Annotated in this window: 24 protein-coding genes; 19 read left to right on the top strand and 5 right to left on the bottom strand. The window is 69.6% G+C overall.

The annotated features are described in order from the left end of the window. The first annotated feature begins 44 nt into the window (after positions 1-44). The 13 genes from F8M74_RS13210 (at position 45) to F8M74_RS13150 (ending at position 14,245) form a co-directional block, all read left to right on the top strand. Positions 45-863: a hypothetical protein gene (locus tag F8M74_RS13210; protein WP_141255283.1), complete on the top strand. Its 819-nt coding sequence runs from the start codon at positions 45-47 to the stop codon at positions 861-863. A gap of 235 nt (positions 864-1,098) precedes the next feature. Then, on the top strand, positions 1,099-2,208 hold the full coding sequence (locus F8M74_RS13205) for a cytochrome-c peroxidase (RefSeq protein WP_141255282.1): 1,110 nt from the start codon (positions 1,099-1,101) through the stop codon (positions 2,206-2,208). Between the two features lie 41 nt (positions 2,209-2,249). After that, positions 2,250-2,648 (top strand): hypothetical protein, encoded by a 399-nt coding sequence (locus F8M74_RS13200; RefSeq protein ID WP_141255281.1) that lies wholly within the window; start codon positions 2,250-2,252, stop codon positions 2,646-2,648. A 216-nt stretch (positions 2,649-2,864) separates the two neighbouring features. Then, a complete protein-coding gene (locus F8M74_RS13195; protein WP_141255292.1) occupies positions 2,865-3,674 on the top strand; it encodes a c-type cytochrome in 810 nt (269 codons plus the stop codon). Continuing rightward, entirely contained in the window at positions 3,671-4,288 is a 618-nt protein-coding gene (locus F8M74_RS13190) for a respiratory nitrate reductase subunit gamma (protein ID WP_141255280.1), read from the top strand. The genes F8M74_RS13195 and F8M74_RS13190 overlap by 4 nt, the downstream gene beginning before the upstream one ends. Positions 4,289-4,357: 69 nt before the next feature. After that, a complete protein-coding gene (locus F8M74_RS13185) occupies positions 4,358-4,936 on the top strand; it encodes a cytochrome c3 family protein (protein WP_228559406.1) in 579 nt (192 codons plus the stop codon). A 12-nt stretch (positions 4,937-4,948) separates the two neighbouring features. Beyond that, entirely contained in the window at positions 4,949-7,921 is a 2,973-nt protein-coding gene (locus tag F8M74_RS38530; protein ID WP_141255278.1) for a TAT-variant-translocated molybdopterin oxidoreductase, read from the top strand. Further along, complete coding sequence (nrfD, locus tag F8M74_RS13175; protein WP_141255277.1) at positions 7,918-9,396, top strand: NrfD/PsrC family molybdoenzyme membrane anchor subunit; 1,479 nt, start codon at positions 7,918-7,920, stop codon at positions 9,394-9,396. Before F8M74_RS38530 ends, nrfD begins: the two co-directional genes overlap by 4 nt. Next, on the top strand, positions 9,393-9,917 hold the full coding sequence (locus F8M74_RS13170; RefSeq protein ID WP_140865595.1) for a DUF3341 domain-containing protein: 525 nt from the start codon (positions 9,393-9,395) through the stop codon (positions 9,915-9,917). Before nrfD ends, F8M74_RS13170 begins: the two co-directional genes overlap by 4 nt. Further along, positions 9,914-10,483: a cytochrome c gene (locus F8M74_RS13165; RefSeq protein ID WP_141255276.1), complete on the top strand. Its 570-nt coding sequence runs from the start codon at positions 9,914-9,916 to the stop codon at positions 10,481-10,483. The genes F8M74_RS13170 and F8M74_RS13165 overlap by 4 nt, the downstream gene beginning before the upstream one ends. Next, a complete protein-coding gene (locus tag F8M74_RS13160; RefSeq protein WP_141255275.1) occupies positions 10,480-11,676 on the top strand; it encodes a hypothetical protein in 1,197 nt (398 codons plus the stop codon). The genes F8M74_RS13165 and F8M74_RS13160 overlap by 4 nt, the downstream gene beginning before the upstream one ends. A 128-nt stretch (positions 11,677-11,804) precedes the next feature. Beyond that, complete coding sequence (locus tag F8M74_RS13155; protein WP_141255274.1) at positions 11,805-12,872, top strand: oxidoreductase; 1,068 nt, start codon at positions 11,805-11,807, stop codon at positions 12,870-12,872. Between the two features lie 77 nt (positions 12,873-12,949). Next, positions 12,950-14,245, top strand: coding sequence for a YecA family protein (locus tag F8M74_RS13150; protein WP_228559404.1), 1,296 nt, complete (start codon positions 12,950-12,952; stop codon positions 14,243-14,245). 177 nt (positions 14,246-14,422) lie between these two features. Here the strand turns inward: F8M74_RS13150 and F8M74_RS13145 are convergent, their stop codons facing one another. The 4 genes from F8M74_RS13145 to F8M74_RS13130 form a co-directional block, all read right to left on the bottom strand. Then, positions 14,423-15,202 (bottom strand): crotonase/enoyl-CoA hydratase family protein, encoded by a 780-nt coding sequence (locus F8M74_RS13145; RefSeq protein ID WP_141255272.1) that lies wholly within the window; start codon positions 15,200-15,202, stop codon positions 14,423-14,425. Between the two features lie 23 nt (positions 15,203-15,225). After that, positions 15,226-16,116 (bottom strand): alpha/beta fold hydrolase, encoded by an 891-nt coding sequence (locus F8M74_RS13140; protein WP_141255291.1) that lies wholly within the window; start codon positions 16,114-16,116, stop codon positions 15,226-15,228. Continuing rightward, on the bottom strand, positions 16,116-16,739 hold the full coding sequence (locus tag F8M74_RS13135; RefSeq protein WP_141255271.1) for a TetR/AcrR family transcriptional regulator: 624 nt from the start codon (positions 16,737-16,739) through the stop codon (positions 16,116-16,118). Before F8M74_RS13135 ends, F8M74_RS13140 begins: the two co-directional genes overlap by 1 nt. A gap of 99 nt (positions 16,740-16,838) precedes the next feature. Further along, positions 16,839-17,423 carry a hemolysin III family protein gene (locus F8M74_RS13130; protein ID WP_240462287.1) on the bottom strand — a complete coding sequence of 195 codons (585 nt, stop codon included), beginning with the start codon at positions 17,421-17,423 and terminating at the stop codon, positions 16,839-16,841. A 234-nt stretch (positions 17,424-17,657) separates the two neighbouring features. On the opposite strand from F8M74_RS13130, the gene F8M74_RS13125 reads away from it, so the two are divergent. Then, positions 17,658-18,299 carry a TetR/AcrR family transcriptional regulator gene (locus F8M74_RS13125; RefSeq protein WP_228559401.1) on the top strand — a complete coding sequence of 214 codons (642 nt, stop codon included), beginning with the start codon at positions 17,658-17,660 and terminating at the stop codon, positions 18,297-18,299. A 43-nt stretch (positions 18,300-18,342) separates the two neighbouring features. On the opposite strand, the gene F8M74_RS13120 is transcribed toward F8M74_RS13125, so the two are convergent. Continuing rightward, positions 18,343-19,056 carry a sulfite exporter TauE/SafE family protein gene (locus F8M74_RS13120; protein WP_141255268.1) on the bottom strand — a complete coding sequence of 238 codons (714 nt, stop codon included), beginning with the start codon at positions 19,054-19,056 and terminating at the stop codon, positions 18,343-18,345. Positions 19,057-19,105: 49 nt separating this feature from the next. On the opposite strand from F8M74_RS13120, the gene F8M74_RS13115 reads away from it, so the two are divergent. The 5 genes from F8M74_RS13115 to F8M74_RS13095 form a co-directional block, all read left to right on the top strand. Then, positions 19,106-21,640, top strand: coding sequence for a heavy metal translocating P-type ATPase (locus tag F8M74_RS13115; RefSeq protein ID WP_141255267.1), 2,535 nt, complete (start codon positions 19,106-19,108; stop codon positions 21,638-21,640). Beyond that, positions 21,637-21,828 carry a cytochrome oxidase gene (locus F8M74_RS13110; protein WP_141255266.1) on the top strand — a complete coding sequence of 64 codons (192 nt, stop codon included), beginning with the start codon at positions 21,637-21,639 and terminating at the stop codon, positions 21,826-21,828. Before F8M74_RS13115 ends, F8M74_RS13110 begins: the two co-directional genes overlap by 4 nt. Positions 21,829-21,832: 4 nt before the next feature. After that, positions 21,833-24,220 carry a cytochrome-c oxidase, cbb3-type subunit I gene (gene ccoN, locus F8M74_RS13105; RefSeq protein WP_141255265.1) on the top strand — a complete coding sequence of 796 codons (2,388 nt, stop codon included), beginning with the start codon at positions 21,833-21,835 and terminating at the stop codon, positions 24,218-24,220. Further along, on the top strand, positions 24,220-24,402 hold the full coding sequence (locus F8M74_RS13100) for a cbb3-type cytochrome c oxidase subunit 3 (protein WP_141255264.1): 183 nt from the start codon (positions 24,220-24,222) through the stop codon (positions 24,400-24,402). The genes ccoN and F8M74_RS13100 overlap by 1 nt, the downstream gene beginning before the upstream one ends. Further along, positions 24,392-24,680, top strand: a 289-nt coding sequence (locus F8M74_RS13095) for a cbb3-type cytochrome c oxidase N-terminal domain-containing protein (RefSeq protein WP_305847174.1), incomplete at its 3' end; no start/stop codon positions are given. The genes F8M74_RS13100 and F8M74_RS13095, both read left to right, overlap by 11 nt.

Genomic DNA, 24,680 nt, shown 5'->3' with positions numbered 1-24,680 from the left:
AGACAGGGCGCCCTGACGGGTCGTGTGGTGCTACAGGGAGGGACATGCGCCTGCACGCCCTGCTGCCCAGCTTGCTGTTGCTTGTCCTCCTGGCTCCTCTCGGCGCGCGCGCCGCGTCGGGTGATGAGTGGCTGGGGCCGGACAAGCCCAAGCACTTCGCGGCGTGTTTCGTGTTCGCGGGCGCGGGCGCGGGGTACGCCGGTGGCGCGCTGCTCTTCGACAATCCCCACGCGCGCTGGCTCACCGGCGCGGGGCTCGCGATGGGCGCGGGGGTGGGCAAGGAACTCTATGACTTGGGGCGCGGGACGACGTTCTCGATGAAGGACCTGGCGTGGGACGCGGTGGGCACGGCGTCCGGGCTCGCGGTGTCGTACGTGGTGGACCGGCTCGTCTTCCGCCGTGACGACACGCCGTCCGAGGTGGCCCACCGGGCGCGGCTACGTCGCCCCGTCGCGCTCCGCCTCCACGTCGCTGGGGACGGGGGCCTCCCGGGTGGGCTCGCCACGCGCATGGCGTTCGACGAGCTGTACCAGCTCCTCTCGATGCAGCCTCGGGTCCACCGTCACCAGGGCACCGCCGCGGCCGGAGTCGCTGGAGACGAGCACGGTGACCTTGCCGCGCGGGCACTGGTTCATGCAGCCGGAGGGGAGCACGCGGACCTGTTTCCCCAGGCCGCGTTCGGTGAGCGTGCCTTGGAGCCAGCGCGGCAGGTCCAGTCCTCCGGCACGCGCGCCGCCCTTCATCAGGCACTTCCGGCAGACGAGCACCTCCACGTCCTCCACCGGTCCACCGCCGCTGTCGTCCCGCATCCGTCCTCCACCGTCTCGTCGATGCCGCTCGATGCGCCGCGCGCCCGGCCCTGAGGCACAGGGGCCCTGTTGGCCGAAGCATGCACGGCGGCCTGAGACTGGGAGGTAGCGCGCTGTCGGGAATCCCGCAGGCCGCCCTGGTTGTTCGGATGCTTCCAGAGCGGGAAGGCGGCCCGGTGGCTGATGGGTCCGGAAAGCGGACGTGCAGGGATGTCACGACGCGGCATTCCTCCCAGGCTGCTTGCTGCTAGGTTGCGCCGCGCTATCGAAGTGGCCATGGAGGGCTTCCATGATTCAGAACCGGTGGGTCTCGCTGTTGTCGCTGTCTGCTCTGGGCGTCAGTGCGCTCACGGGATGTGAGCGGACGCCGCCGCCCGCCGAGGCGCCCGTGGCCGCGCCGGAAGCCCAGAAGCTGCCGGCGCCCAAGCCGATGACGGCCGAGCAGCTCGCGCACTTCTTCAAGCCGCTGCCCCAGCGCAAGGACGCGCCGCCTCCCCCCGAGGACACCGACGCCCAGGTGACGCTGGGGCGGATGCTCTACTTCGAGCCGCGCTTGTCGAAGAACCACGACGTGTCCTGCAACACCTGCCACGGCCTGACGACCTTCGGCGTGGACAACAAGGCGCTGTCGGACGGCCACAAGGGGCTGAAGGGGACGCGCAACTCGCCCACCGTCTATAACGCGGGCGGGCACATCGCGCAGTTCTGGGACGGGCGCGTGGACACGCTGGAGGCGCAGGCCACCGGCCCCATCCTCAATCCGGTGGAGATGGCCATGCCGGATGAGAAGCGCGTGGTGGCCACGCTGACCTCCATCCCGGAGTACACGAAGCGCTTCCGCGAGGCCTTTCCGGGCGACAAGAAGCCGGTGACCATGGCCAACGCCGCGCGCGCCATCGCCGCCTTCGAGCGCAAGCTCGTCACGACCTCGCGCTTCGACGCCTTCGTGGGCGGCAAGCACGACGCGCTCACGGAGCAGGAGCAGCGGGGCCTGCAGCTCTTCGCCACCACCGGGTGCACCACCTGCCACAACGGCCCCGCCGTGGGCGGTACCTCCTTCCAGAAGCTGGGCCTCATCGAGGACTACCCGGGCCTGAAGGACGCGGGCCGCTTCGACGCCACGAAGAACGAGGATGACCGGGGCAAGTTCCGCGTGCCCACGCTCCTCAACGTGGACAAGACGGGGCCGTACCTGCACGACGGCAGTGTGGTGGAGCTGCCGCAGATGGTGCGGCTGATGGCGAAGCACCAGCTGGCGCGCACGCTGACGGACCCCGAGGTGGACGACCTGGTCGCCTTCCTCAAGAGCCTCACGGGGGAGCTGCCCCCCGCGGAGTTCATCGCTCCGCCTCAGCTGCCGCCCAGCACCGCGAAGACGCCCAAGCCGGACCCGTCTTGAAAGGTGCGCGGCGCCCCGCGCGTTGCTAAGCAGCAAGGTCCATGGACCGAATGCTCTTCTACGCCCACTCCGGGCTCCGTTATCTGGTGCTGCTGGCTGGCATCCTGGCCCTCGCGTACTTCGCCTACGGGCTCGCCACCCGGAAGCCCTTCGACAAGCTGGGGCGCATCCTGGGCTCGGCCTACTCCGGGCTGCTCCAGCTCCAGGTGCTGCTGGGCGTCGGCGTGCTGGTGACGCGCTTCTACTACCCGGCGCTCATCGGGCACATCGTGATGATGGTGCTCGCCGCCGGTGTGGCGCAGGCGACGCTGTCCATCAACCGCCGCAAGCCGCAGCCGGCCTTCGTGCTGCCGCTGGTGGGCGTGGTGGTGTCCATCGTCTTCATCTGCGGCGGCATCATGGCCATTGGCCGTGGCGTGTTCACCACGACGGCGATGTGAGCCGCGCCGGGTAAATGCTGCGCTGAATCACGGCGCGCGGCGCAAATGCTGCGCGCATCAGGCCAACCCCCACGCATGTTCGCCTGGGTGTTGGCCTTTCGTCATTCTGGCCCTCGCATTGCAATTCGTGTCGTGCGTGCCGGGCAGTGAGCCCGGCCTCCCTTCGAGGAGGGGCACGCGGCGATGCGGACACATGCCCAGGAAGGACGACCGCGCATGGCGCGGGGGCTCGTCCCCGTCATTCAGCTTCTGGCTCTGGTGGCGGCGCCAGTGGCGGGGGCGCAGAGCGCCTCGCAAGGGGCCACGCTCTTCACGCAGCGCTGCGCCACCTGTCACACGGTGGGCGAGGGCGACCGCGTGGGGCCGGACCTGCACGGCGTCATGGAGCGGCGCGACGAGCCATGGCTCACCCGCTTCATCACCAGCCCCGGCGCCGTCATCGACGAGGGCGACCCGGTGGCCACCGCGCTGCTGAAGCAGTTCAACGGCATCCGCATGCCGGACCAGCAGCTCACTCCCGAGGAGCGCGGCGCCCTCTACGCCTTCTTCCGCGACTGCACGCAGAAGGGGACGGGCGGCTGCAAGCCGTCGCCCGCGGCGAAGATGGGCACGGACGCGACCTCGGAAGAGATTGCGCGCGGCCGCCGGCTCTTCGAGGGCACGGAAGCCCTGGCGAAGGGCGGTCCCGCCTGCTTCGGCTGTCATGACGTGCGCGGGCTGGGTGTGGCGGGCGGCGGCACGCTGGGGCCCAACCTCACCTTCGCCTTCGCGCGCATGGGCGAGCACGGCTTGCGGCCTCTCCTGGCGAAGCTGGACACGCCGATGATGGCCGCGCTGTACGCGAAGGCCCCGCTGGAGGAGGAGGAGCAATACGCCCTCAAGGCGTACCTCGCGGACGTGTCGCGCGACGGCAGCAAGCCTCGCACGGACAGGGATTTCTTCTACCTGGGCCTCGTCGGAATGCTCGCGGTGCTCGGGTTCATGGGCGTTGCCTTCAACGCGCACACCAAGCGAGGTCAGCCGTGAGTGAAGCCCTCTTCTCCGCCATCCCCTACGTGGCGGCGGGCGCGGCCGTGGCGGGCGTGGCGCGCCGGCTGATGGCACGCGCACCCGCGAGTGCCCCCAGCGCTCCCACGCCCTGGACGCTCTCTGGGCGGGCCGTGCTGGCGGGGGGCGTCATCGTGGGCCTGAACCATCTGCTGGGGCTGCTGGCGCCCCGGGTGATGCAGGCCTTCAATGCGTCGCCGGGCCGCCTCTTCACGCTGGAGGCGGTGAGCCTCATCGGCGCGCTGCTGCTCGCCTGGGGCCTGGCGGGCCTGACGGTGCGCCGCGCGCGGGAAGGGCAGTGGAGCACCGCCGCGCTGCTGGGGCTGCTGTTCGCGCAGTCCCTCTCCGGCATCTACCTGGCGGTGGCGGTGCGCTGGGGCTCTGCCTGGTACGTCCACGTGGTGGTGCCGTACCTGCGTTCGGTGCTGGCCTTCCAGCCGGACGCGTCGCTGCTGGCGCAGGCGCCCTTCATCGTCCAGTTCCACACCCTGTTCGGGATGGTGGTGCTGGCGCTGGCTCTCTTCATCCGCGCGCGGCCCGAGCCCATCACCGCGCCCCTGCTCGTCACGCCTCGGGAGGAGACCGCCCGCTGACGCGGCGGCACACCCGTCATGAAAGACGCCTCGACTCGCTTCCCTTGTCGTGCCCTGACCGCTGGCTGGATGGCCCTGTCCCTGACTGCATGCAGCGGCCCGGTGAACAACCAGCAGGGCTACATGCCCGAGCAGCCCGTGGCCTTCTCCCACGCCGTCCACGCCGGGCAGTACGGCCTGGATTGTCAGTACTGCCACGTGGGCGCGGAGAAGAGCCGCCACGCCGGCGTGCCCTCCACCAGCGTGTGCATGAACTGCCACACGCAGGTGAAGACGGACTCGCCCGAAATCAAGAAGGTCGCGGCCTCGGTGGCGGAGAACAAGCCGCTGGCGTGGGTGCGCATCCACCGCCTGCCGGACCACGCGTACTTCAACCACGCCAGCCACGTGGGCGCGGGCCTGGAGTGCCAGACGTGCCACGGGCCCGTGCAGGAGATGGTGCGCGTGGAGCAGAAGGAGCCCATGACGATGGGCTGGTGCCTGGACTGCCACCGCGACACGGCGGCGAAGCAGGTGTCCGCGCCGCCGCCTTCCGCGCCCCGTGCTGGAGAGCTGTTGGCCCTGTCGTCCGGCGCACCCGCACCGGAGCCGTTGAAGGCCCCTCGAGTCCTGCAGCCCCCTACGGACTGCTCGAGCTGCCACCGCTGAGGAGTCCCATCCATGTCCGACCCACTTCCCAAGTACTGGCAGAGCCTGGCGGAGCGCGCTGGCGACCTTGGCGCCCTTCCGCAGGATGAGTTCACGGAGCCGCTCCCCGTGGGCGTCGCCGCCACGCCACCGGATGCGAACAGCCGCCGTGACTTCTTCAAGCTGATGGGCCTGAGCGCCGCGGCGGCCATGGTGGCCTGCCAGCGCGCGCCGGTGCAGCAAATCATCCCCTACGTGGCGCGTCCGGATGAAGTCATGCCGGGATTGGCGCTCTGGTACGCGTCCACCTGCAACGGGTGCAGCGCCCGGTGCGGCCTGCTGCTGAAGACGCGCGATGGCCGGCCCATCAAGGTGGAGGGCAACGACGAGCACCCCGTGTCGCGCGGCGGCGTGTGCGCGGTGGGCCAGGCGTCGGTGCTGTCGCTCTACGACGCGAGCCGCGCCCGTTACCCCACCCGCGGCGCCACGCGCGTGTCCTGGACGGACCTGGACGCGGACGTCACGCAGGCCCTGCGCAAGGCCACCGAGGCGGGTAAGGGCATTCGCGTGGTGTTGCCCTGGCACCTGGGGCCCACGGCGGAGGCGGCCGTGAAGCGCTTCCTGGCCGCGTACTCCACCGCGCGGACCGTGCGCGACGAAGCCCTGGGGGAGCTGTCCGCCATCACCGACGCCCACCGCGTCACGCATGGCGTGAGCGCCGTGCCGGACTACCGCTTCGACAAGGCCGCCGTCATCGCCAGCTTCGGCGCGGACTTCCTGGGGACGTGGGTGTCGCCCGTGGCCTTCACCCGGCAGTACGCGGAGTCGCGCGACGCGGCCCGGCGCCGGACGATGTCGCGGCACTTCCAGGTGGAGCCGGTGATGACGCTCACCGGTGCCGCCGCGGACCGCCGCTTCGTGGTGGCGCCTTCCGATGTGGCGCTGGTGCTGGCGGACCTGGTGCGGCGGCTGGCAGTGAAGGCGGGCCGCGAGGTGCCCGGACTGGCGTCTCTGCCGCCGCCCGCGCTGGACGAAGCCGCGAGGGTGGAGCTCGCGGACGCGCTGTGGGCCCAGCGCCAGGACGCCCTGGTGGTGGCGGGCGGTGATGACGTGGCCACGCAGGTGCTGGCCAACACCGCCAACGCGCTGCTGGGCAACGAGGGCCACACGGTGTCGCTGGCGGACGGCACGGCGCTGGACGCGGACGCGCTGTCCTTGGGGACGCTGCTGACCGAGCTGCGCGCCGGCAGCGTGGGCGCGGTGCTCTTCATGGGCGTCAATCCCGTCTACAGCGACCCGCGCGGCGCGGAGCTGGCCGCGTTGCTGAAGGACGTGCCGCTCACGCTGTCCACCAGCGACCGGCGGGACGAGACGGCCGTGCACGTGGGCCTCCATGCACCGGAGTCCACCGCGCTGGAGTCGTGGGGCGACGCGGAGGTGCGCCGGGGCGTCGTGTCACTGCGCCAGCCCGCGGTGGCGCCGCTACACGAGACGCGCAGCGGCGTGGAGTCGCTGCTCCAGTGGGCGGGAGCGCCCCAGCCGCACTACGATTTCCTCCGCGCGCGCTGGGAGGCGGAAGTCTTCCCCCGGGCCAGCGGCCTGGGGCAGGGCTTCAGCGCCTTCTGGGACGATGCCCTCCGCCGGGGCGTGGTGACGCTCGGCGCCGCTGCGCCGGAAGCACCCGCCTTCCGCGAGGAAGGGCTGGCGAAGGCGCTGGCCGGCGTGGCCCGTCATGCCGCGGAGTGGGAGCTGGTGCTGTATCCCACGGTGGCGCTGCGTGACGGTGCCCCCGCGAACAACGCCTGGCTCCAGGAGGTGGCGGACCCCATCACCAAGGTGACGTGGGGCAACCCGGCGTGCATCGCTCCGGCCCGCGCGAAGGCGCTGGGACTGAAGGACGGCGACGTCGTCCAGGTGCGCGCGGGGAGCACGACGCTGTCGGTGCCCGTGCTGGTGCAGGCGGGGACGCACCCCTCCGTCATCGCGGTGGCGGTGGGCTACGGCCGCACGCAGGCCGGGCGCGTCGCGGATGGCATCGGCGTCAACGGCTACCCGCTGTCGGCGGTGGTGGACGGGCGCGCGCGGCGCACGGTGCCCGGCGTCACGGTGCAGGCCACGGGCGAGCAGCAGCCCCTGGCGCTGACGCAGACGCACCACCGGCTGGAGGGACGGCCGCACGTGCGCGAAGCGGAGCTGGCCGCCTTCCTGGCCAACCCGCGCGCGGGCAACGAGGTGCAGGCGGGGCACGGCGGGGGAGGGCACTCGCTCTCTCTGTGGTCCGGCCACGAGTACAAGGGGCACCGGTGGGCGCTGGCGGTGGACCTGAGTGCCTGCACGGGGTGCTCGGCCTGCGTGGTGTCGTGTCAGGCGGAGAACAACATCCCCAGCGTGGGGCGCGACGAGGTGCTGCGCCGGCGGGACATGCACTGGATGCGCATCGACCGGTACTACCAGGGTGACGAAGCCAATCCCCAGGTCGTCCACCAGCCGATGATGTGCCAGCACTGTGAGAATGCGCCGTGCGAGACGGTGTGCCCGGTTCTGGCCACGGTGCACTCCAGCGAGGGCCTCAATCAGCAGGTCTACAACCGCTGCGTGGGGACCCGGTACTGCGCCAACAACTGCCCCACGAAGGTCCGCCGCTTCAACTGGTTCGACTACGAGCACGCCGAGCCGTTGGAGCGGATGGTGCTCAACCCGGACGTCGTGGTGCGCAGCCGGGGCGTCATGGAGAAGTGCTCGATGTGCGTGCAGCGCATCCAGGAGTCCAAGGCCGCCGCGAACCGGGAAGGCCGCCCGCTGCGTGACGGGGACATCCAGACGGCGTGCCAGCAGAGCTGCCCTGCGAAGGCCATCCACTTCGGTGACGTGAACGACCCGGACAGCCAGGTGGCGCGTCTGGCGAAGGACGGGCGCGCGTTCCGGCTGCTGGAGGAGCTGAACATCGGGTCGTCCATCACCTACCTCACGAAGATCCGGAACACCGGGTCGGGAAGCGGCACATGAGCAACCAGCATCTGTCCCCGCTGCGCGAACCGCTCGTCACCGAGCCGCGCTCCCTGGGCCAGCTCACCGAGGAGATCTGCGCCCCCATGGAGCGGGCCCCCACGTGGAAGTGGTGGGTGGCCTTTGGCATCGCGGTGTCCGTGCTCGGCACGGGCGCCGGCATCGTCGGCTACCAGGTGGCCACGGGCATCGGAGTGTGGGGCCTCAACAAGACGATTGGCTGGGCCTTCGACATCACCAACTTCGTGTTCTGGGTGGGCATTGGCCACGCCGGCACGCTCATCTCCGCCATCCTCTTCCTCTTCCGGCAGAAGTGGCGCACCAGCATCAACCGCGCGGCGGAGGCGATGACGCTGTTCGCCGTCATGTGCGCGGCGCTCTTCCCCCTCATCCACATGGGCCGGCCATGGCTGGCCTTCTGGGTGATGCCGTATCCGAACGACCGCGGCAGCCTGTGGGTGAACTTCCGCTCGCCGCTCTTGTGGGACGTGTTCGCCATCTCCACGTACTTCACCGTGTCGGCGGTGTTCTGGTACGTGGGCCTGATTCCGGACCTGGCCACGGTGCGCGACAGGGCGAAGGCGGGGATTCGCAAGGCCGTCTTCAAGGTGATGTCGCTGGGGTGGACGGGCTCGAACCGGACGTGGAGCCGCTACGAGACGGTGTACCTGCTGCTGGCGGGCCTGGCGACGCCGCTGGTGCTCAGCGTGCACACCATCGTCTCCATGGACTTCGCCACGTCGGTCATCCCTGGCTGGCACACGACCATCTTCCCGCCGTACTTCGTCGCGGGCGCGGTGTTCAGCGGCTTCGCCATGGTGCTGACGCTGATGATCATCACCCGCGTGGTGCTGGGCTACGAGCACCTCATCACCCTGCGCCACCTGGAGAACATGACGAAGATCATCATCGTCACGGGTGGCCTGGTGTCGCTGGCGTACGCGACGGAGTTCTTCATCGCCTGGTACTCGGGCAACCCCTACGAGCGCTTCGCCTTCATGAACCGCGCCTTCGGGCCCTACGCCTGGGCGTACTGGATCATGGTGACGTGCAACGTGGTGTCGCCGCACCTCTTCTGGTTCAAGAAGATTCGCACCTCGCCCGCCGCCATCTTCGTCCTGTCGCTGGTCATCAACGTGGGCATGTGGTTCGAGCGCTTCGTCATCATCGTCACCAGCCTCCACCGTGACTTCCTGCCGTCGAGCTGGGCCATGTACACGCCGACGATGGTGGAGGTGGGGACCTTCATCGGCACGTTCGGTCTCTTCTTCACGCTGTTCCTGCTCTTCGTCCGCGTGCTGCCCATCATCTCCATCGGCGAGGTGAAGAGCGTGCTGGGCTTCGCTCGCGAAGGTCACGCGGCGCAGCCACACCCGCCCGCGAAGCCCGTCGCCGAGGAGCCGCACCCCGTGGCCCACCGGCCCGCGTCGCCGGTGCCGCTGGCCATCGCCACCCGAAAGGATGCACCTGTATGAGTGCCCCGGTTCTCATCGGCTACTTCGACAATGAGGCGCAGGTGCTCGACGCCACTCGTGCGGTGCGGGAGGCGGGCTTCGTCCTCCACGACGTGTACACGCCGTACGCGGTGCACGGGCTGGATGACGCCATGGGCCTCAAGCCCAGCCGCCTCACCTGGGTGTGCTTCGGCGCGGGCCTGCTGGGCTGCACGCTGGCGCTGTCGCTCCAGTACTACACCAGCGTGGTGAGCTGGCCGCTCAACGTGGGCGGCAAGCCCTTCAACTCGTTCCCCGCGTTCATCCCGGTGACCTTCGAGCTGACGGTGTTGTTCGCGGCGCTGGCGACGGTGGCGGCCTTCCTGGCGCGGGCGAAGCTCTTCCCCGGGAGTCGCCGCTCGGTGCTCCCGCGTGTCACGGATGACCGGTTCGCCATCGCGGTGGCGCCGCGCGAGGCCCCCTCGGAGCTGGACGCGGCCGAGGACCTGATGCGCCGCCACGGCGCGGTGGCGACGGACCTGCTGGAGGAGGTGGCGTCGTGAGAAGGCTGCACCTGGGCATGGCGGTCCTGAGTCTGACCGTCGCGGGCTGCGAGCAGGACGAGACGCGGCCCAACTTCGAATACGCGCCGGACATGGTGTCGTCCGTGCCGTTTGACACCTTCGCGGCCAACCCCGTCACCGTGGACGGCAAGACGCTGCTGGCGCCGGTGAAGGGGACGGTACCGCGTGGGCATCAGCCGCTGCACCTGGCCGCGGGCACCGAGGAGGCGGCGCGCGCGGGGCGGGAGCTCCAGAATCCGTACCCGGCCTCTCCGGAGGTCCTGGCGCGGGGCAAGGTGACCTTCTCGCGCTACTGCGGGCCGTGCCACGGCCCGGAGGGCCTGGGAGACGGGCTCGTCACCGCGCGCTTCCCCATGCCGCCGTCGCTGCTGGCGGAGCGCGCGAAGCAGCTCCCCGACGGGCAGGTGTTCCACATCATCACCCATGGGCAGGGGCTGATGCCGGCCCATGGCTCGCAGGTGGCTCCAGAGGACCGGTGGAAGATCGTCCACTACGTCCGGACCTTGCAGGACCCCGCGCGGACAGCGCGGAAGGACGTGCCATGAGCGCTTCGACGCATGAGGAGGCCGCTGTTTCGACCAGCGGCTTCGAGGTTCCTCCCGCCGTGCACCGCGCGGCGCAGGTGTTGGCCGGCGTGGGCCTGGGCATCCTGGTGGCGGGGTTGGCCATCGCGCGTGAGCGTGCCCTGACGAGCCTGCTCACCAGCGGCTTCTACTTCCTCTGCCTGGGCCTGGGCGGCGCAGTGTTCCTGGCGCTGATGTACGTGGCCAACGCGGGCTGGTTCACCGTGTTCAAGCGCATCCCCGAGGCCTTCGCGGCCTACGTGCCCTGGGGTGCCGTGACGATTCTGGCGCTGCTGCCCTTCGTGTCCTCGCTGTACCCGTGGGCGAAGCCGGGCGTCATGGAGACGGACCACCTGCTGCACGAGAAGGCCGCCTTCCTCAACGTGCCCTTCTTCGCGGTACGCATGGTGGTGATGCTGGCGGTGTGGGTGGGCTTCACGTGGATGCTGCGGCGCATCTCCCTGCGGCAGGACGCGGAGCGCTCCCTGGAGCTGGCCGGGCGCAACGTGAAGGTGTCGGCGGTGTTCCTGGTGCTCTTCTCGCTGACCTTCTGTCTGGCCGCGTTCGACTGGTTGATGACCCTGGAGCCGCACTGGTTCAGCACCATCTACGCGCTCTACAACATCGCGGGACTGCTCAGTTCCACGGTGTGCGCCATCACCGTGACGGCGATCCTGCTCCACCGCGCGGGCGCGCTCCCGCAGCTCAACACCAGCCATCTTCACGACTTGGGCAAGCTGATGTTCGGCTTCGCCACGCTGTGGGCCTATCTGTGGTTCTCGCAATTCCTGCTCATCTGGTACGCGAACATCCCGGAGGAGACGGTCTACTTCGTCACCCGGCTGCACGGCACCTGGGCGGTGGCCTTCTATGTGAACGTGGCGCTCAACTGGGCGCTGCCCTTCGTGCTGCTGTTGCCGAGGCCCGCGAAGCGCAATCCCTCGCACCTGCTGCGGGTGGCCGCCATCCTCCTGGTGGGCCGCTGGCTGGACCTGTACCTGATGGTGGTGCCTGGTGGTCAGCCTGACGGTGTCGCCCTGGGGGTGTTCGAGCTCGCCGGCTTCGTGGGAATGGCGGCGCTCTTCACATTGGCGGTGACGCGCACCGTGCGCTCCACGCCCATGGTGCCGGTGGGTGACCCGTACCTGGTGGAGAGCCTGCATCACCACACCTGAGCCTGTTCCAGAGAAAGGGAGCGGTGGAAGCCTCGGCGCCGAGGCCTCCCCGGAAGCCCGCTCCCCCACCGCGACGCCGCCCGTCCTCCTCGGCGGGCGGCGTTGCCCTTTCCAGGGTAGGGTGCGACATGGCCTTCTCCTCTCCTGGACGAGCCCCCCTCCGAGTGGCCTTGCTGGGCTTCGGCATCGCGGGCAGGTACATCCACACTCCGCTGATTCAAGGTGTGGACGGGCTGGTGCTCCAGGTCGTCGCCTCGCGCCAGGATGAGGCGGTGCGGTCCACGCTGCCACACGTCACCCTCTGTGGCTCCCATGAAGCCGGGGCGACGCACCCCGATGTGGACCTGGTCGTCATCGCCACGGCGAATGAACTCCACGTGCCACTGGCGGAGGCCGCGCTCCGGGCAGGGAAGCACGTCGTCGTCGACAAGCCCTTCACCATCACCCTGGAGGAAGCCCGCGCGCTGCGCGCCCTGGCGGAGTCTCGCGGCCTGCTGCTCTCGGTGTTCCACAACCGGCGTTGGGACACCGACTTCCTGGCATTGAGGGCACTGCTAGCGGAAGGCACCCTGGGACACGTGGCGCACGTCGAGTCACGCTTCGACCGGTTCCGTCCCGAGGTTCGCAGCCAGTGGCGGGAACAGATAGGTCCTGGGGCGGGCGTGTGGTTCGACCTGGGGCCACACCTCGTTGACCAGGCGCTGCAACTGTTTGGATTGCCGGAGTCCGTGTCGGGTACGCGCGAGTCGCTGCGGGAGGGCGCTTTCGTGGATGACTGGTTCCAGTACACGCTCGTCTATCCACGGCGGCAGGTGGTGCTCCAGGCGTCCATGCTCATCGCGGCCACGATGCCTCGCTTCGCCGTGCATGGCTCACGGGGGTCGTGGCTCATGTTGGGTAGGGAGCCGCAGGTGCCGCGTCTGGTGACGGGCGAGTCACCGGAAGGCTCGGCGTGGGGTGAGGCTCTTGGTCGGGATGGCGCACCCACCGTCGCTTCAGCAGGAGACTACCGTCAGTACTACGCGGGCATCCGGGATGCCCTGCTGGGAGGGGCGCCCAACCCCGTGACGCCCATCCAGGCCGTGGCCGTCCAGGCCGTACTGGAGGCGGGCATCCGCGCGCAAGAGCGTGGCGGCTCACAGGGATTGGGGCTCACGGAGGCGGAGCGTGTCGCCTTCGACGCAGGCGCTGCTTGATTCCCGCCCGGTGGGATGCCTACTCCTAGCGTCGTCGTGGACTCTCCTTGTCGCACACGCGACCCCCTGAGGACCCCTTGAGCTCGAAGAAGCCCGGCCGTAACGACCCGTGTCCCTGTGGCAGTGGCAAGAAGTACAAGGTCTGCCATGCCGCCGAGGACCGGGCCCGCGCCGCGCCGCCCGCCGCCCCTGCCTCGTCCGCCAGGGCCGACCTCGAGGCGGCGATGGAAGTGCTGGGCGACCCCGATGTGTCCAAGCTGTCCGGTGCGCTGGAGCGGCTGGCGGACCTGATGACGGGCTGGGGCCCGGTGCCCGGCCTGCGCTTCGACGTGAAGGCCTTCTCCGAGCACGTGGGGAATGAACTGGCCCGGCTGTCGGAGAACACGGAGCAGGACGCCGCCATCGCCCGTCGCGAGCTGTTGGTGGGAACGGTGCGCGCGCTCGGCACGCCTGCGTTCCTGGAGGCGCTCGGCGCCGCGCTGATGTCCAAGATGTCCACGCCTGGACTGTCCGCCGAGGACCGGCGGGCCATCGGCGTGGGCACGCTGCTGGCCTCCGCGTCCAAGCGGATGGGCAAGGCCCGGCCGGAGGACATCCCCGTCCTGGACGTCGTCTTCGACGTGCAGTTCCGCGAGTGGAGCGCCAAGCACAAGGAGCTGTCCCAGAAGTACGAGGCGCTGGTGAAGGGGCTTGAGGAGGAGTCCCTTTCCGACGAGGCGAAGGCCGCGCTCCAGCAGGCTCGTGGCGGCGACGTGGGCGCGCTGCTCAAGTACGTGCAAGAGGACCCGGAGCTGGCCGAGCGCATCGCTCGCGAGGCCAAGGAGCGCGCCGCCCGCGTGGAGGCGTGGCTGCGGGCCTCGACGACGCCGGCCGTCTTCTCGCCCGAAGAGGAGCTGTGGCTCACGTGCGCGCTCTGGGACCCGATGCAGGCGCTGAAGGCCCTGCCCACGGGCACGGAGCCCTCGGTGCGCCGGGAAGCGGTGACGGGGCTGATGCGGGCGGTGAAGGGCGCGCTCGACGAGGACTTCCTCGTGGGGCTGCTCGACCGGCTGCGGGAGAAGGCGAAGGATGTGGCTGCGGATGACGCCACCCGCACGGCGTACATGGATGCCGCCATCGCCTTCGAGGCGGAGCCCGCGCGGATGACGCTCGCCGCGCTGCTCACGGCACGGAAGGAAGCAGAGGGGCGCTCGCCCGAGGAGATGGTGGCGCTGGCCGACCTCAAAGCGCTCACCGCGTGGACACCAGCGGCCTTCGAGCCCTACCGCGAGCTGCTGCTGTGCATGGGCCTGCCTGCCGCCGCCGCGCGCATTGAGCGCTGTCAGGCGTGGCTCGAGGACCACCCGGTGACGTTGCGCACCGAGCAGGCCTGAGCCGGGAGAAGGTCTGCGGAACTCCGGTCGCGCCCGCGACGAGGATGCGTCCGCGAAGGGGCGCTGTGGCGGCAAAGCGGCTCGCGCCGAGCGAGAATCTGTCGGACGCGCGGAGCGAGGTGGGCTCCCCTCAATGGGGCTCTGGATGCGCTGGCATGCTCCGGCCTCCTGAGACAGTCATCGGCCGCGGAAGGTCGCGGGCCGGCGTTCGAAGTGGGCGGAGAGCGCCTCCTGCACATCCTCGGTCGTCGCGAGCTGCTGAATGGCTGGCAAGAGCTTCGCAGCCGCAGCGCGCTCCCCTTCGAGGACGGCCGTCCGCGCGCTCTCGATGGTCGCCTTGATGGCGAGGGGCGGCTTCGACGCGATGCGGGCTGCGAGGCCCATCGCCGTCTCCATCAGCGCCTCGCGTGAGACGACACGCTGCACGAGCCCCAACCGGTGCGCTTCACGCGCGTCGAGCGCATCGCCCGTCAGCAGGTACTGCATCGCGTTGCCCCAACCCATGGTCCGAACCCACCGGGCCGTGCCCCCGCCGAAGGGGAAGATGCCGCGGTCGATTTCAATCTGCTCGAAGGTGGCGTCCTCGGAAGCCACCGTGATGTCGGCCGCGAGCATCAGTTCGATGCCAAGCGTGAGGCACTTGCCATGCACCGCGATGATGAGCGGCTTCGTTCTCGCGGGGCCATGCGTGGCCCACGGGTCGATGCCCGCCGCGCTGAACAGCGTCTGGGCGTCACCCAGCCTGGGAAACACGTCCATGAGGTCGAGCCCCGCCGTGAACACGGTTCCATGAGCGAAGAGCACGCACACCCGGACGTTCTCGTCGGCCTCGGCCCGTCCCAGCGCACCCGAGAGTTGCTCGATGAGCGCGATGTTCATCGCGTTCCGCTTCTCAGGGCGGTTCAGTCCAATCTTCCGCACGAACCCTTCGGTCTCTTCCGTGATGAAGTTGCTCATGAGTCCCTCATTGGGTGGTGGAGTCACTTCGTCTGTTCGAGCCAATCCGCCGCTTCCACCCAGACGGCCTCGGGCGTGCTGGCGCGGAACCAGCCGAAGTGGCCGATGCGCTTCATGCCGAGCTCCGCGGGCGTGCGGTGCAGGTGCTCGCGAGTCGCGTTCGGGTAGTAGTCGAGCAACGCACGCGCGGCTGCCTCCGGCGCGATGGCGTCGTCGGAGAAGCTGTAGAGCCGTATCCGTGCCCGGACTCGGTCGTTGTACGGCCGCAGCGGCGCGCCGTTGTCGTCGGAGACGTAGTTCGGGTTGCGGCACCAGCGCGCCCACTGCTTGGCGATGCCTCCCGGCACGTCCTGCGAGCCCACAGCGCGGCCCGGGAAGTAACCCAGCACCGCGACGGAGACGGGCAGCGCGACGTACCACATGGCAGCCAGGGGCAGCGCCTGGCGGAGAGGCCAGTGCCGCCACCAGCCGTGCTGTGAGCCAATCAGCAACACGGCCTGGATGCGCGAGGCATTCTCCGCAAGCCCCAGCATCTGACCGCCCGCCGAATGGCCCACGACGGCGAGCCGGTGCGCGGGAAACCGGGCTGTCACCCAGTCCACGACGGCTGGCGTATCCAACTCGCCCCAGTCCTGGAAGCGGGCCTGGTTGCGCAGGGACGCGTCGACGACCGAGTCCCCCATGGTCCGGTAGTCATACGTGACGACCGTGAAGCCACGGCCCGCGAGGAACCGGGCGAAAGCGTCGTAGTACCTGCGTGGCACGGCCGTCGCGGGATTGATCTGGACGACGACGCCATTGTCCTGGCGCCCCGGGTACACCGTCGCGGCGAGGGGAAGCCCATCCCGGGCGGGAATCTGGACGACCTCCGGTGAGGACGTCGCGACGGGAGAGGGCAGGGCGTCATCCAGCATCACGGCACCTTCCTGGAGGGGGCTGTCTCCGGACGCAGGCATCGCCAGGCGGCATCGGCGAGGACCTTCTCGATGCCTGCCTTGAGCTCCACGTGGCCATTGGCCCAGGCACTCAGCAGTTCCTGGGCGGGGCCAAGCATCAGCGGCAAGTAGACGGACGGAGGCAGTGGCAGCAGCTCGCCCGACTGTGCGTAGGTCTTCAGCCGGCTGAAGCCTTCCCGGATGAAGTCGCCCGTCGCGGATTGGATTTCCTGTTCGGCCGCGGCCACGGCTTCCTCACGGCGCATGCGCAGGAGATAGCGGGCGGCCTCCGGGTGCTCCCGGGACCAGGCGATGTGGTGGGTGACGATGGTGCGCACGAAGGCTTCCGCGTCGTGCTTCCGCTCCAGCCGACCCCGCAACGACTCCTGATGGAGGCGCAGGCAGTCGATGTAGAGCGCCACCGCGATGCCTTCCTTCGCACCGAAGTGGTGGTAGACGCTGCCCACGCTGGCGCCGCTGACCTTGCGGATGTCCTCGATGGTCGTCGCCGCCCAGCCCAGCCGGGAGAAACAATCCAGCGCGGCATTCAGGATGGCACGACGGCTCTGCTCGCCGGTCGCGCTGCGACGTTTACGCTCCATGACTAGAATCTGATTCTAGAGCCAGATTCTAGTCAAGCGGCCGGCCGGGCCGGCCCATGTTGTCTGGAGGTCAGAGCCCTGGCCCTGGCATTCCTCTGTCTACAGGGTCGCGTCGCGGACGAGTCGCAGGACGACCGTGAAGTGGAGCCCCGCACCGACCAGCGTCAGCGCGTGGAACATCTCGTGGTAGCCAAACACTCCGGGCCAGAGGTTCGGCCGCTTCAGGGCATAGGCGAGCGCGCCCGCCGTGTACGCGACGCCTCCCGCGAGGATGAGCGTCAGGTTGCTGCCCGTGAGGGCTTGCCGTGCTTCATCGAAGTACGGCACCAGCGTCCAGCCGACCGCGACGGCCAGCGCCGCCGTCACCACCTTGGGCGCCTGTATCCAGAACAGCGACTGAAGGACTCCAGCGAGCGCGCCCGCCCAGATGAGGAGCAGCAGGCGGTTGCCCGCGGCCCCGGAGATGCCCAGCAGCGCGACGGGCGTATAGGTACCCGCGATGAGGATGAAGATGGATGCGTGGTCCATGCGCCGCATCCACGTCCTCCCTCTCGTGGACCAGTTCACCCGGTGGTAGGTCGCGCTGACCGCGAACAACACCACTAGGCTGACGGCGAACACGGCGGCGGCTGTCGCGGCCCGGTCGGTCGGGGCCATCGAGACGAGCACCAGGCCCGCTCCCAGCGCACCCGTGGCGGCGAACTGATGCAGGACACCCCGCAGCTTCGGCTTCTCCGCGACCTGGGCGCTCAGGACCGGACCCGCGATTCGAGGACGGCGAGGACGTTGAGCTCGGCTGCGTCGGGCAAGACGGCTCGGCGAGAGACGGGGTACATGAGGGGCTCCAACTCCACCGGAGAGTTACCAGTTGGTAGGTTCCGGTTGAGTAAGTTACTGTTGGGTAGGTTAGAGGTCAACGTGGCGACGAAGAAGCGACTGTCGGGTGCCGACCGCCGGGTCCAGTTGATGGCGGTGGGGCGAGGCGTGTTCGCCTCGAAGGGTTACGAAGCGACCTCCATCGAGGAAGTCGCCCACCAGGCGGGTGTGTCGAAGCCCATCGTCTACGAGCACTTTGGCGCGAAGGAGGGGCTCTACGCGGCCATCGTGGACCGGGAGATGGATGACCTGGTGACACGCGTGTCGGAGAGCATCGCGACGGGGACGCCCCGCGAACGGTTCGAACGGGCGGTGCTGGCCTTCATGACGTACGCCAAGGAGGAGCCCGCGGGCTTCGCGGTGATGACGCGCGATTCACCGCTCGCGGCTGGACGGCGAGGCCTGACGCGCGTCATCGACGACCTCGCGCTGCGGGTCGCTGACATCTTCAAGAGCGAGTTCGAGCACGCCGGCTACAACCCCAAGGTCGCGCCCATCTATGCGAACGCGCTGGTGGGCATGGTGACGCAGGTGGGGCAGTGGTGGGCGGAGGACGGGCGCTCCTTCACCATTGACCACGTCGCGCGCCACGTCGCGGCGCTCGGGTGGATGGGATTGCGGCACCTGCCGAAGGAGCCGGCTGCTTCGAGTGGGCGGCGCGGCTCGAAGCGACGCGGCGGTTGAGAGCGGCCGTGGTGTGGCGCGCTGGACAGTGGCAGCAGGGCGCTCAATGGCAGCTCGGGCCGCCGCTGGTGGTTCCCACGGCGCGGTAGATGAGCACCGCCGCCGCCGCCAGCGGCACCGCCCGTTGGAGCAGCAGGGACATCCACTTCGGGCGGTGCTTCCACAGCGCCGCCTGAAGCTGCGCCCCCAGCAGGGCGGGCAGGCCGCCAAGCGCGAACGCGGCGAGCACCAGTGCTCCGCTTCCGAACGAACCGCTCGCCAGGGCCACCGCGAAGACGCCATAGAGGAGGCCACAGGGCAGCAGCGGTGTGACCGCACCCATTGCGCTCGCGCGGCCCGTCCACGAAAACTTTGCGCCCCAGCGCGTGACGTGCCGCGCGAGGTTCGCCATGCCCGGCAGCGGGCGCAGGCGCTTGCCCAGCTCCAGCGCGGACGCGACCAGTGCCACCGCCATCAGCCAGGGAAGGTAGGGGCGGGTGGAGACCGCCAGCGCCTGGGTGACGCCTCCACCCAGCATGCCCAGGGCGCCGCCCACGAGGGCATAGGCGCCCAGGCGCGCTCCCTGGTAGGCGACGACGGCCCGGCGGCGCTCGGGGCCCGGCACGCCGGGCAGACCCGCGCAGGCCAGCGGTCCGCACATGAGGAGGCAATGCACGCTCCCCGTGAGCCCCACCACGAAGGCGCCCAGTGCGCCGGCGATGACGGTGGGTCCGGAGGTGTGCAGCAGCGAGGCGAGCGCGGCCGGTTCGGGCGACATGAACGCGGTGCATCGCAACAGGCATGCCGTTCGCAAGGTGACATCGTGAATGCCTGCCTCCACGACATCGGAGCCTGCTCCGGCCGCCTGTCTCCACTGCGGCAGTCCCGTTCCTCCGGGGGGCGCGGCGCGCGACTTCTGCTGTGTGGGGTGCGAGGCCGTGCACGGCCTGCTCGTGGAGCAGGGGCTCACGCGCTACTACCAGCTCGCGCAAGGAAAGACGGCGCCCGCGCCTGAGCCGCGCAAGGAACGCGCGTTCGCGTGGCTGGAGCCGCTGATGAGTCGCGCGGAGTCGATTCCTGGCCCCTTGTGCTCGCTCGAACTGGACGTGCAGGGCATCCACTGCGCCGCATGCGTGTGGCTGATGAACGAGCTGTTCCGCCGGCAGCCGGGCGGGGCGGGGCTGACGGTGGACCCGGCCCTGGGCAAAGTGCGGATGCTGTGGCGGCGCGGCGCCTTCGACGTGGCGGAGTTCCTTCGCGGCGTGGAGGGCTTTGGCTACCTCTTCGGACCCAGCCGCAAGCGCCTGGAGCGCACGAGCCTGGACCTCCCCATCCGCCTGGGCATCTGCGCCGCGCTGTCGATGAACGTGATGCTGTTCTCGGTGAGCTTCTACGTGGGGCTCACGCCGGAGGATGGCGATGTCTTCCGTCTCTTCACACGGCTGAGTCTGTGGCTGTCGTCCGCGGTCGTGGTGGTGGGAGGCTGGCCCTTCTTCCGCTCCGCGCTTCAGGGGCTCCGGCGCGGCGTGCTGCACCTGGACCTGCCCATTGCCCTGGGCATCCTGCTGGTGTTCGGCATGTCGCTGGCGCAGGCGCGCGGAGGGCGCGGCGACCTGGCGTACTTCGACACGCTCAACACCTTCGTCACGCTGATGCTGGTGGGACGGTGGCTCCAGCAGCGTGTGTTGGAGCGCAACCGGCGCTTCCTGCTGGATGACGACGGGGCGGAAGGGCTCTTCGTACGCAGGGAAGAGGGCGCGCGGCTCGCCACCGTGCGCGCCGCCGAGGTGGCCGACGGTGACGTGCTGGTGATTGCGCCGGGGGACCTGGTGCCGGTGGACGCGGTGCTGCTCGATTCGGGGGCCCGCGTGTCCACGGATTGGATTACGGGCGAGCCAGGCGAGCGCGCGGTGGGGCAGGGTGGTGCGTTGCCCGCGGGCGCGTTCAACGCCGGGCGCGAGGCCGTGCGTGTCCAGGCGAAGCAGGCGTTCACCGACTCGCCGCTGGTGGCGTTGCTCCGCCGGGCGCCCACGGAGGCGGGGGGCCCCGCGCTGCACACCCGCTTCTGGGACCGCGTGTCACGCCGCTGGGTCGTCACGGTGCTCTTCGTCTCCGCGTTGGGGCTCGCGCTGTGGTGGCCCGCCGGGCCGGACAAGGCGCTGGAGGTGGCGGTGGCACTGCTGGTGGTGACGTGCCCGTGCGCCATCGGTATCGCCACGCCGCTGGCCTACGAGTTGGTCCAGGCGCGCCTGCGTCGTGGCGGCTTCTTCATCCGGAGCACGGACCTGCTGGACCGGCTGCCGCGCGTGCGAAAGGTGCTCTTCGACAAGACGGGGACGCTGACACTGGGGCGGCTGGAGTTGGTGGACCGCGCCGCCGTGGCGGGGTTGACGCCCGCGTCGCGCGACATCGCCTTCGACCTGGTGTCGCGCAGCAACCACCCCGCCAGTCGCTGCCTCGCGGCCGCGCTGGCTCGGGAAGGCGCGCGCTTCAACTCTGAGGCGCGTGTGTCGGAGCTCGCGGGCCACGGGCTCGAACTGAATCGAGAAGGCGTGCGCTGGCGGCTGGGCCGCGCGGACTGGGCCACCGAGGCGCTTGCGGTGGACACAGGGCAGCCGGACGGCGAGCCCACGGATGGCGCGTCGCGTGCGTGGGGCAGCCCCGCGAGCCGCCACTCCAGGCCGAGTGGGCGTGTGGAGGTCCTCCTCTCCGGTTCGGGCCTCGCCGCGGGCCCGGTGCTGACCCGTGACGGCGTGCCAGTGGCCTTCTTCCAGCTCCGGGAGTCGGTACGTCCCGACGCACGCCGTGAGGTCCAGGCGCTCCAGGGAGAGGGCCGCGAGGTGTGGCTCATCTCCGGGGACAGCCAGGGCCGCGTGAATGACATGGCCGCCGCGCTGGGCATCCCCACCCAGCGCACCCTGAGTGGCCAGCGTCCAGAGGACAAGGCGGAGGCCGTCGCGAAGCTGGACGCGGCGGACACGCTGTACCTGGGCGACGGCGTCAACGACAGCCTCGCCTTCGAGCGAGCCCTCTGCGCGGGTACGCCCGCCATCGACCGGCCGGTGATGCCCGGCAAGAGCGACTTCTTCCTCCTGGGCGAAGGCCTGGGCGCCATCCGCGAGGCACTGCGGTTGTCGGCCCGGTTGCGCCAGGTGGTGCGCCGGCTGCTGGCCTTGGCGGTGGGCTACAACGTGGTGGCCGTCGCCGTGTGCCTCGCGGGTTGGATGACCCCCCTGCGCGCCGCCGTGGCCATGCCCGCCACCAGTCTGGCCACCGTGCTCTTCACGGTGTGGTGGCTGTCCGCCTCACGCGAGCGCGCTGCCGCCTCGCCCACGCCGCCGCTGCGGGAGGTGCCGGCATGAACGTCCTCGTCCTCCAAGTCTTCGTGAGCCTGATGCTCGTCGCCAGCTCGGTGCTGCTGTTCGTCTACAGCGTGCGCCACCGCGACCACGAGCACGCCGACCGGCTCTCGCTCTTCCCGCTCGAAGACGACAGCGCCCGTCCGGCGCCTGGCGCCCCCGAGCCCCCGTCCTCCGCTTCCCAGGAGTGAAGCCGTGCATCAGCAACGAATCATCTATGACGACACCACGGTCCGGCGCTTCATCATCGCGTCGGTGCTGTTCGGCATCGTGGGAATGGCGGTAGGGGCGCTGGTGGCCAGTCAGCTCGCCTGGTGGCAGGCGAACCTGGGCATCCCCTACACGACCTATTCCCGCTTGCGCCCGCTGCACACGAACGCGGTCATCTTCGCCTTCGTGGGCAACATGATGTTCGCGGGCATCTACTACTCCACGCAGCGTCTGTTGAAGACGCGCATGGCGTCGGACCTGCTCTCGAAAATCCACTTCTGGGGCTGGCAGCTCATCATCGTCGCGGCGGCGATTTCGCTGCCCCTGGGCTTCACCACCTCCAAGGAGTACGCGGAGCTGGAGTGGCCCATCGACGTGGCCATCGCCGTCATCTGGGTCGTCTTCGCCATCAACTTCTTCTGGACGCTGGCGAAGCGCCACGAGAAGAACCTCTACGTCGCCATCTGGTTCTACATCGCGACCATCGTCACGGTGGCGGTGCTGCACATCGTCAACAGCCTGGCGCTGCCGCTGTCGGGGATGAAGAGCTACTCCGTCTTCGCGGGTGTCCAGGACGCGCTGGTGCAGTGGTGGTACGGCCACAACGCCGTCGCCTTCTTCCTCACCACGCCCATCCTGGGCATCATGTATTACTTCCTGCCCAAGGCGGCGGAGCGGCCGGTGTACTCGTACCGGCTGTCCATCATCCACTTCTGGGCCCTGGTCTTCATCTACATCTGGGCCGGTCCGCACCACCTGCTCTACACGGCGCTGCCGGACTGGGCACAGTCGCTGGGCATGATTTTCAGCGTCATGCTGTGGGCGCCGTCGTGGGGCGGCATGCTCAACGGCCTGCTCACGCTGAAGGGCGCCTGGTACAAGCTGCGCGAGGACCCCGTCCTCAAGTTCCTCATCGCGGGCGTCACCTTCTACGGCATGGCCACCTTCGAGGGGCCGCTGCTGTCCATCAAGTCGGTGAGCGCGCTGGGCCACTACACGGACTGGATTGTCGGCCACGTCCACAGCGGCGCGCTGGGCTGGAACGGCTTCATGGCGGCCGGCATGTTCTACTGGCTGGTGCCCAGGCTGTACGGCACGAAGCTGCACTCGCCCAAGGCGGCGGACGCGCACTTCTGGCTCGGGACGGTGGGCATCCTCCTCTACATGGTCTCCATGTGGATCAGCGGCGTCACGCAGGGCCTCATGTGGCGCGCGGCGAACCCCGACGGCACGCTGCTCTACCCGAACTTCGTGGAGACGCTGCTGGCCATCCGGCCCATGTACATCGTCCGCTTCGTCGGCGGGTCCATGTACCTGGTGGGCTTCATCATGATGGCGTGGAACCTGTGGAAGACGGCCCGCGCCGGCAAGGCCGTGGACGGGGAGACCACCGTCGTCGTGGAGCCGCCCGCGCCCACGCCCGTCGCCGAGCCCGTCCCCGCCAAGGCCCCGACGCCTGGCTGGGTGCAGGTCGTCACGGGCCGGCCGTTGGTGTTCGCCATCGCCATCCTCACCGTGACGATGTTCCTCGGCTGGGCGAAGCCGGTCCGCGCGGTGGTGCTGATGGGCGCCATCATCGCGTTGGGCGAGTTCGCCTGGATTGTCACCCGCAGGGACCGCGAAGCAGGCCGTCCGTCGTGGTTTGGCCTCATCGAGGGCAAGCCGCTGGCGTTCACGGTGCTCACGCTCATCGCCATCCTGATTGGCGGTGTGGCGGAGCTGCTGCCCACCATCATGCTCAAGCAGGCGGTGCCGGCGCATGGCCAGGCACAGGAGCCGTATTCGCCGCTGGAGCTCCAGGGGCGTGACCTCTACGTCCGCGAGGGTTGCTACACTTGCCACTCGCAGATGATTCGCCCCTTCGTGGCGGAGACGCAGCGCTACGGCGACGTGTCCCGCGCGGAGGAGTTCATCTACGACCACCCCTTCCAGTGGGGCAGCAAGCGCACCGGCCCGGACCTGCACCGGCTGGGCGGCAAGTACCCGAACCTCTGGCACTACACGCACATGATGGACCCTCGGGCGACGAGCCCCGGTTCCAACATGCCGCCGTACCCGTGGCTGGCCGAGCAGCGCATCGTCGTGAAGGACGCGCCGAAGAAGCTCGCGCTGATGCAGCGGCTGGGCGTGCCGTACAGCAACGCGGACGTGGACAGCGCCGAGGCGCGACAGAAGACACAGGCGGAGGGCATCACCGCGGACCTGGCGGCGCAGGGCGTCCAGGTGGCGTGGGATTCGGAGATGGTGGCCATCATCTCCTACCTCCAGCGCCTGGGACGTGGGCCGCAGGACCTGCCCGCGCCGCCGGAGAAGTCGCCCGCGCCGCCGGACCGTCTGCCTGCCGCCACCATCGCCAGTGAGGAGGGCCGCTGATGTACAAGCAATTCTATCAGGGGATGTCGCTCACCGAGCTGCCCCTCTTCGCCTTGGTTCTGTTCATCGCGGTGTTCCTCGGCGTCGTCGCCTGGGTGTTCGTGGCGCGGCGCAGCGGGGACTTCGACGCGCTCGCGCGGATGCCGCTGAGCGAGAAGGGGGAGGGTGGCCATGAGCAGTGACAAGCCGCTGTTGCACTCCGTCTATGACGGCATCGAGGAACACGACAACCACCTGCCCAACTGGTGGCTGTTCATCCTCTGGACGTCCATCATCTTCAGCGCGGGGTACTGGTTCTGGTACCACATCGCCGAGGCGGGGCCCGGACAGCTCGGTGAGTACGCCGCTGAGTCCGCGGAGGTGGCGAAGCGCGCGTCCGGAAACACGCCGGCGTCTGACGGCATGCTGCTCGCGCTGGCCAAGGACCTGGCGTCCCTGGAGAGCGGCAAGCAGGTGTTCC

Origin of the sequence: Myxococcus sp. CA023 (genome assembly GCF_010998615.1) — a bacterium.
Lineage (GTDB): Bacteria > Myxococcota > Myxococcia > Myxococcales > Myxococcaceae > Myxococcus.
Note: the sequence above shows the minus strand (reverse complement) of the source record. Positions and strands in the feature narration are given on the sequence as shown.

What these genes read in the sequence shown, in the direction of transcription:
- F8M74_RS13170 (WP_140865595.1), top strand. Translation starts at nt 9,393, where the DNA reads ATGAGTGCCCCGGTTCTCATCGGCTACTTCGACAATGAGGCGCAGGTG.
- F8M74_RS13160 (WP_141255275.1), top strand. Translation starts at nt 10,480, where the DNA reads ATGAGCGCTTCGACGCATGAGGAGGCCGCTGTTTCGACCAGCGGCTTC.
- F8M74_RS38530 (WP_141255278.1), top strand. Translation starts at nt 4,949, where the DNA reads ATGTCCGACCCACTTCCCAAGTACTGGCAGAGCCTGGCGGAGCGCGCT.
- F8M74_RS13210 (WP_141255283.1), top strand. Translation starts at nt 45, where the DNA reads ATGCGCCTGCACGCCCTGCTGCCCAGCTTGCTGTTGCTTGTCCTCCTG.
- nrfD (WP_141255277.1), top strand. Translation starts at nt 7,918, where the DNA reads ATGAGCAACCAGCATCTGTCCCCGCTGCGCGAACCGCTCGTCACCGAG.
- F8M74_RS13100 (WP_141255264.1), top strand. Translation starts at nt 24,220, where the DNA reads ATGTACAAGCAATTCTATCAGGGGATGTCGCTCACCGAGCTGCCCCTC.
- F8M74_RS13110 (WP_141255266.1), top strand. Translation starts at nt 21,637, where the DNA reads ATGAACGTCCTCGTCCTCCAAGTCTTCGTGAGCCTGATGCTCGTCGCC.
- F8M74_RS13120 (WP_141255268.1), bottom strand. Translation starts at nt 19,056, where the DNA reads ATGTCGCCCGAACCGGCCGCGCTCGCCTCGCTGCTGCACACCTCCGGA.
- F8M74_RS13135 (WP_141255271.1), bottom strand. Translation starts at nt 16,739, where the DNA reads ATGGAGCGTAAACGTCGCAGCGCGACCGGCGAGCAGAGCCGTCGTGCC.
- F8M74_RS13140 (WP_141255291.1), bottom strand. Translation starts at nt 16,116, where the DNA reads ATGCTGGATGACGCCCTGCCCTCTCCCGTCGCGACGTCCTCACCGGAG.
- F8M74_RS13205 (WP_141255282.1), top strand. Translation starts at nt 1,099, where the DNA reads ATGATTCAGAACCGGTGGGTCTCGCTGTTGTCGCTGTCTGCTCTGGGC.
- F8M74_RS13145 (WP_141255272.1), bottom strand. Translation starts at nt 15,202, where the DNA reads ATGAGCAACTTCATCACGGAAGAGACCGAAGGGTTCGTGCGGAAGATT.
- F8M74_RS13200 (WP_141255281.1), top strand. Translation starts at nt 2,250, where the DNA reads ATGGACCGAATGCTCTTCTACGCCCACTCCGGGCTCCGTTATCTGGTG.
- F8M74_RS13185 (WP_228559406.1), top strand. Translation starts at nt 4,358, where the DNA reads ATGGCCCTGTCCCTGACTGCATGCAGCGGCCCGGTGAACAACCAGCAG.
- F8M74_RS13115 (WP_141255267.1), top strand. Translation starts at nt 19,106, where the DNA reads ATGCCTGCCTCCACGACATCGGAGCCTGCTCCGGCCGCCTGTCTCCAC.
- F8M74_RS13155 (WP_141255274.1), top strand. Translation starts at nt 11,805, where the DNA reads ATGGCCTTCTCCTCTCCTGGACGAGCCCCCCTCCGAGTGGCCTTGCTG.
- F8M74_RS13195 (WP_141255292.1), top strand. Translation starts at nt 2,865, where the DNA reads ATGGCGCGGGGGCTCGTCCCCGTCATTCAGCTTCTGGCTCTGGTGGCG.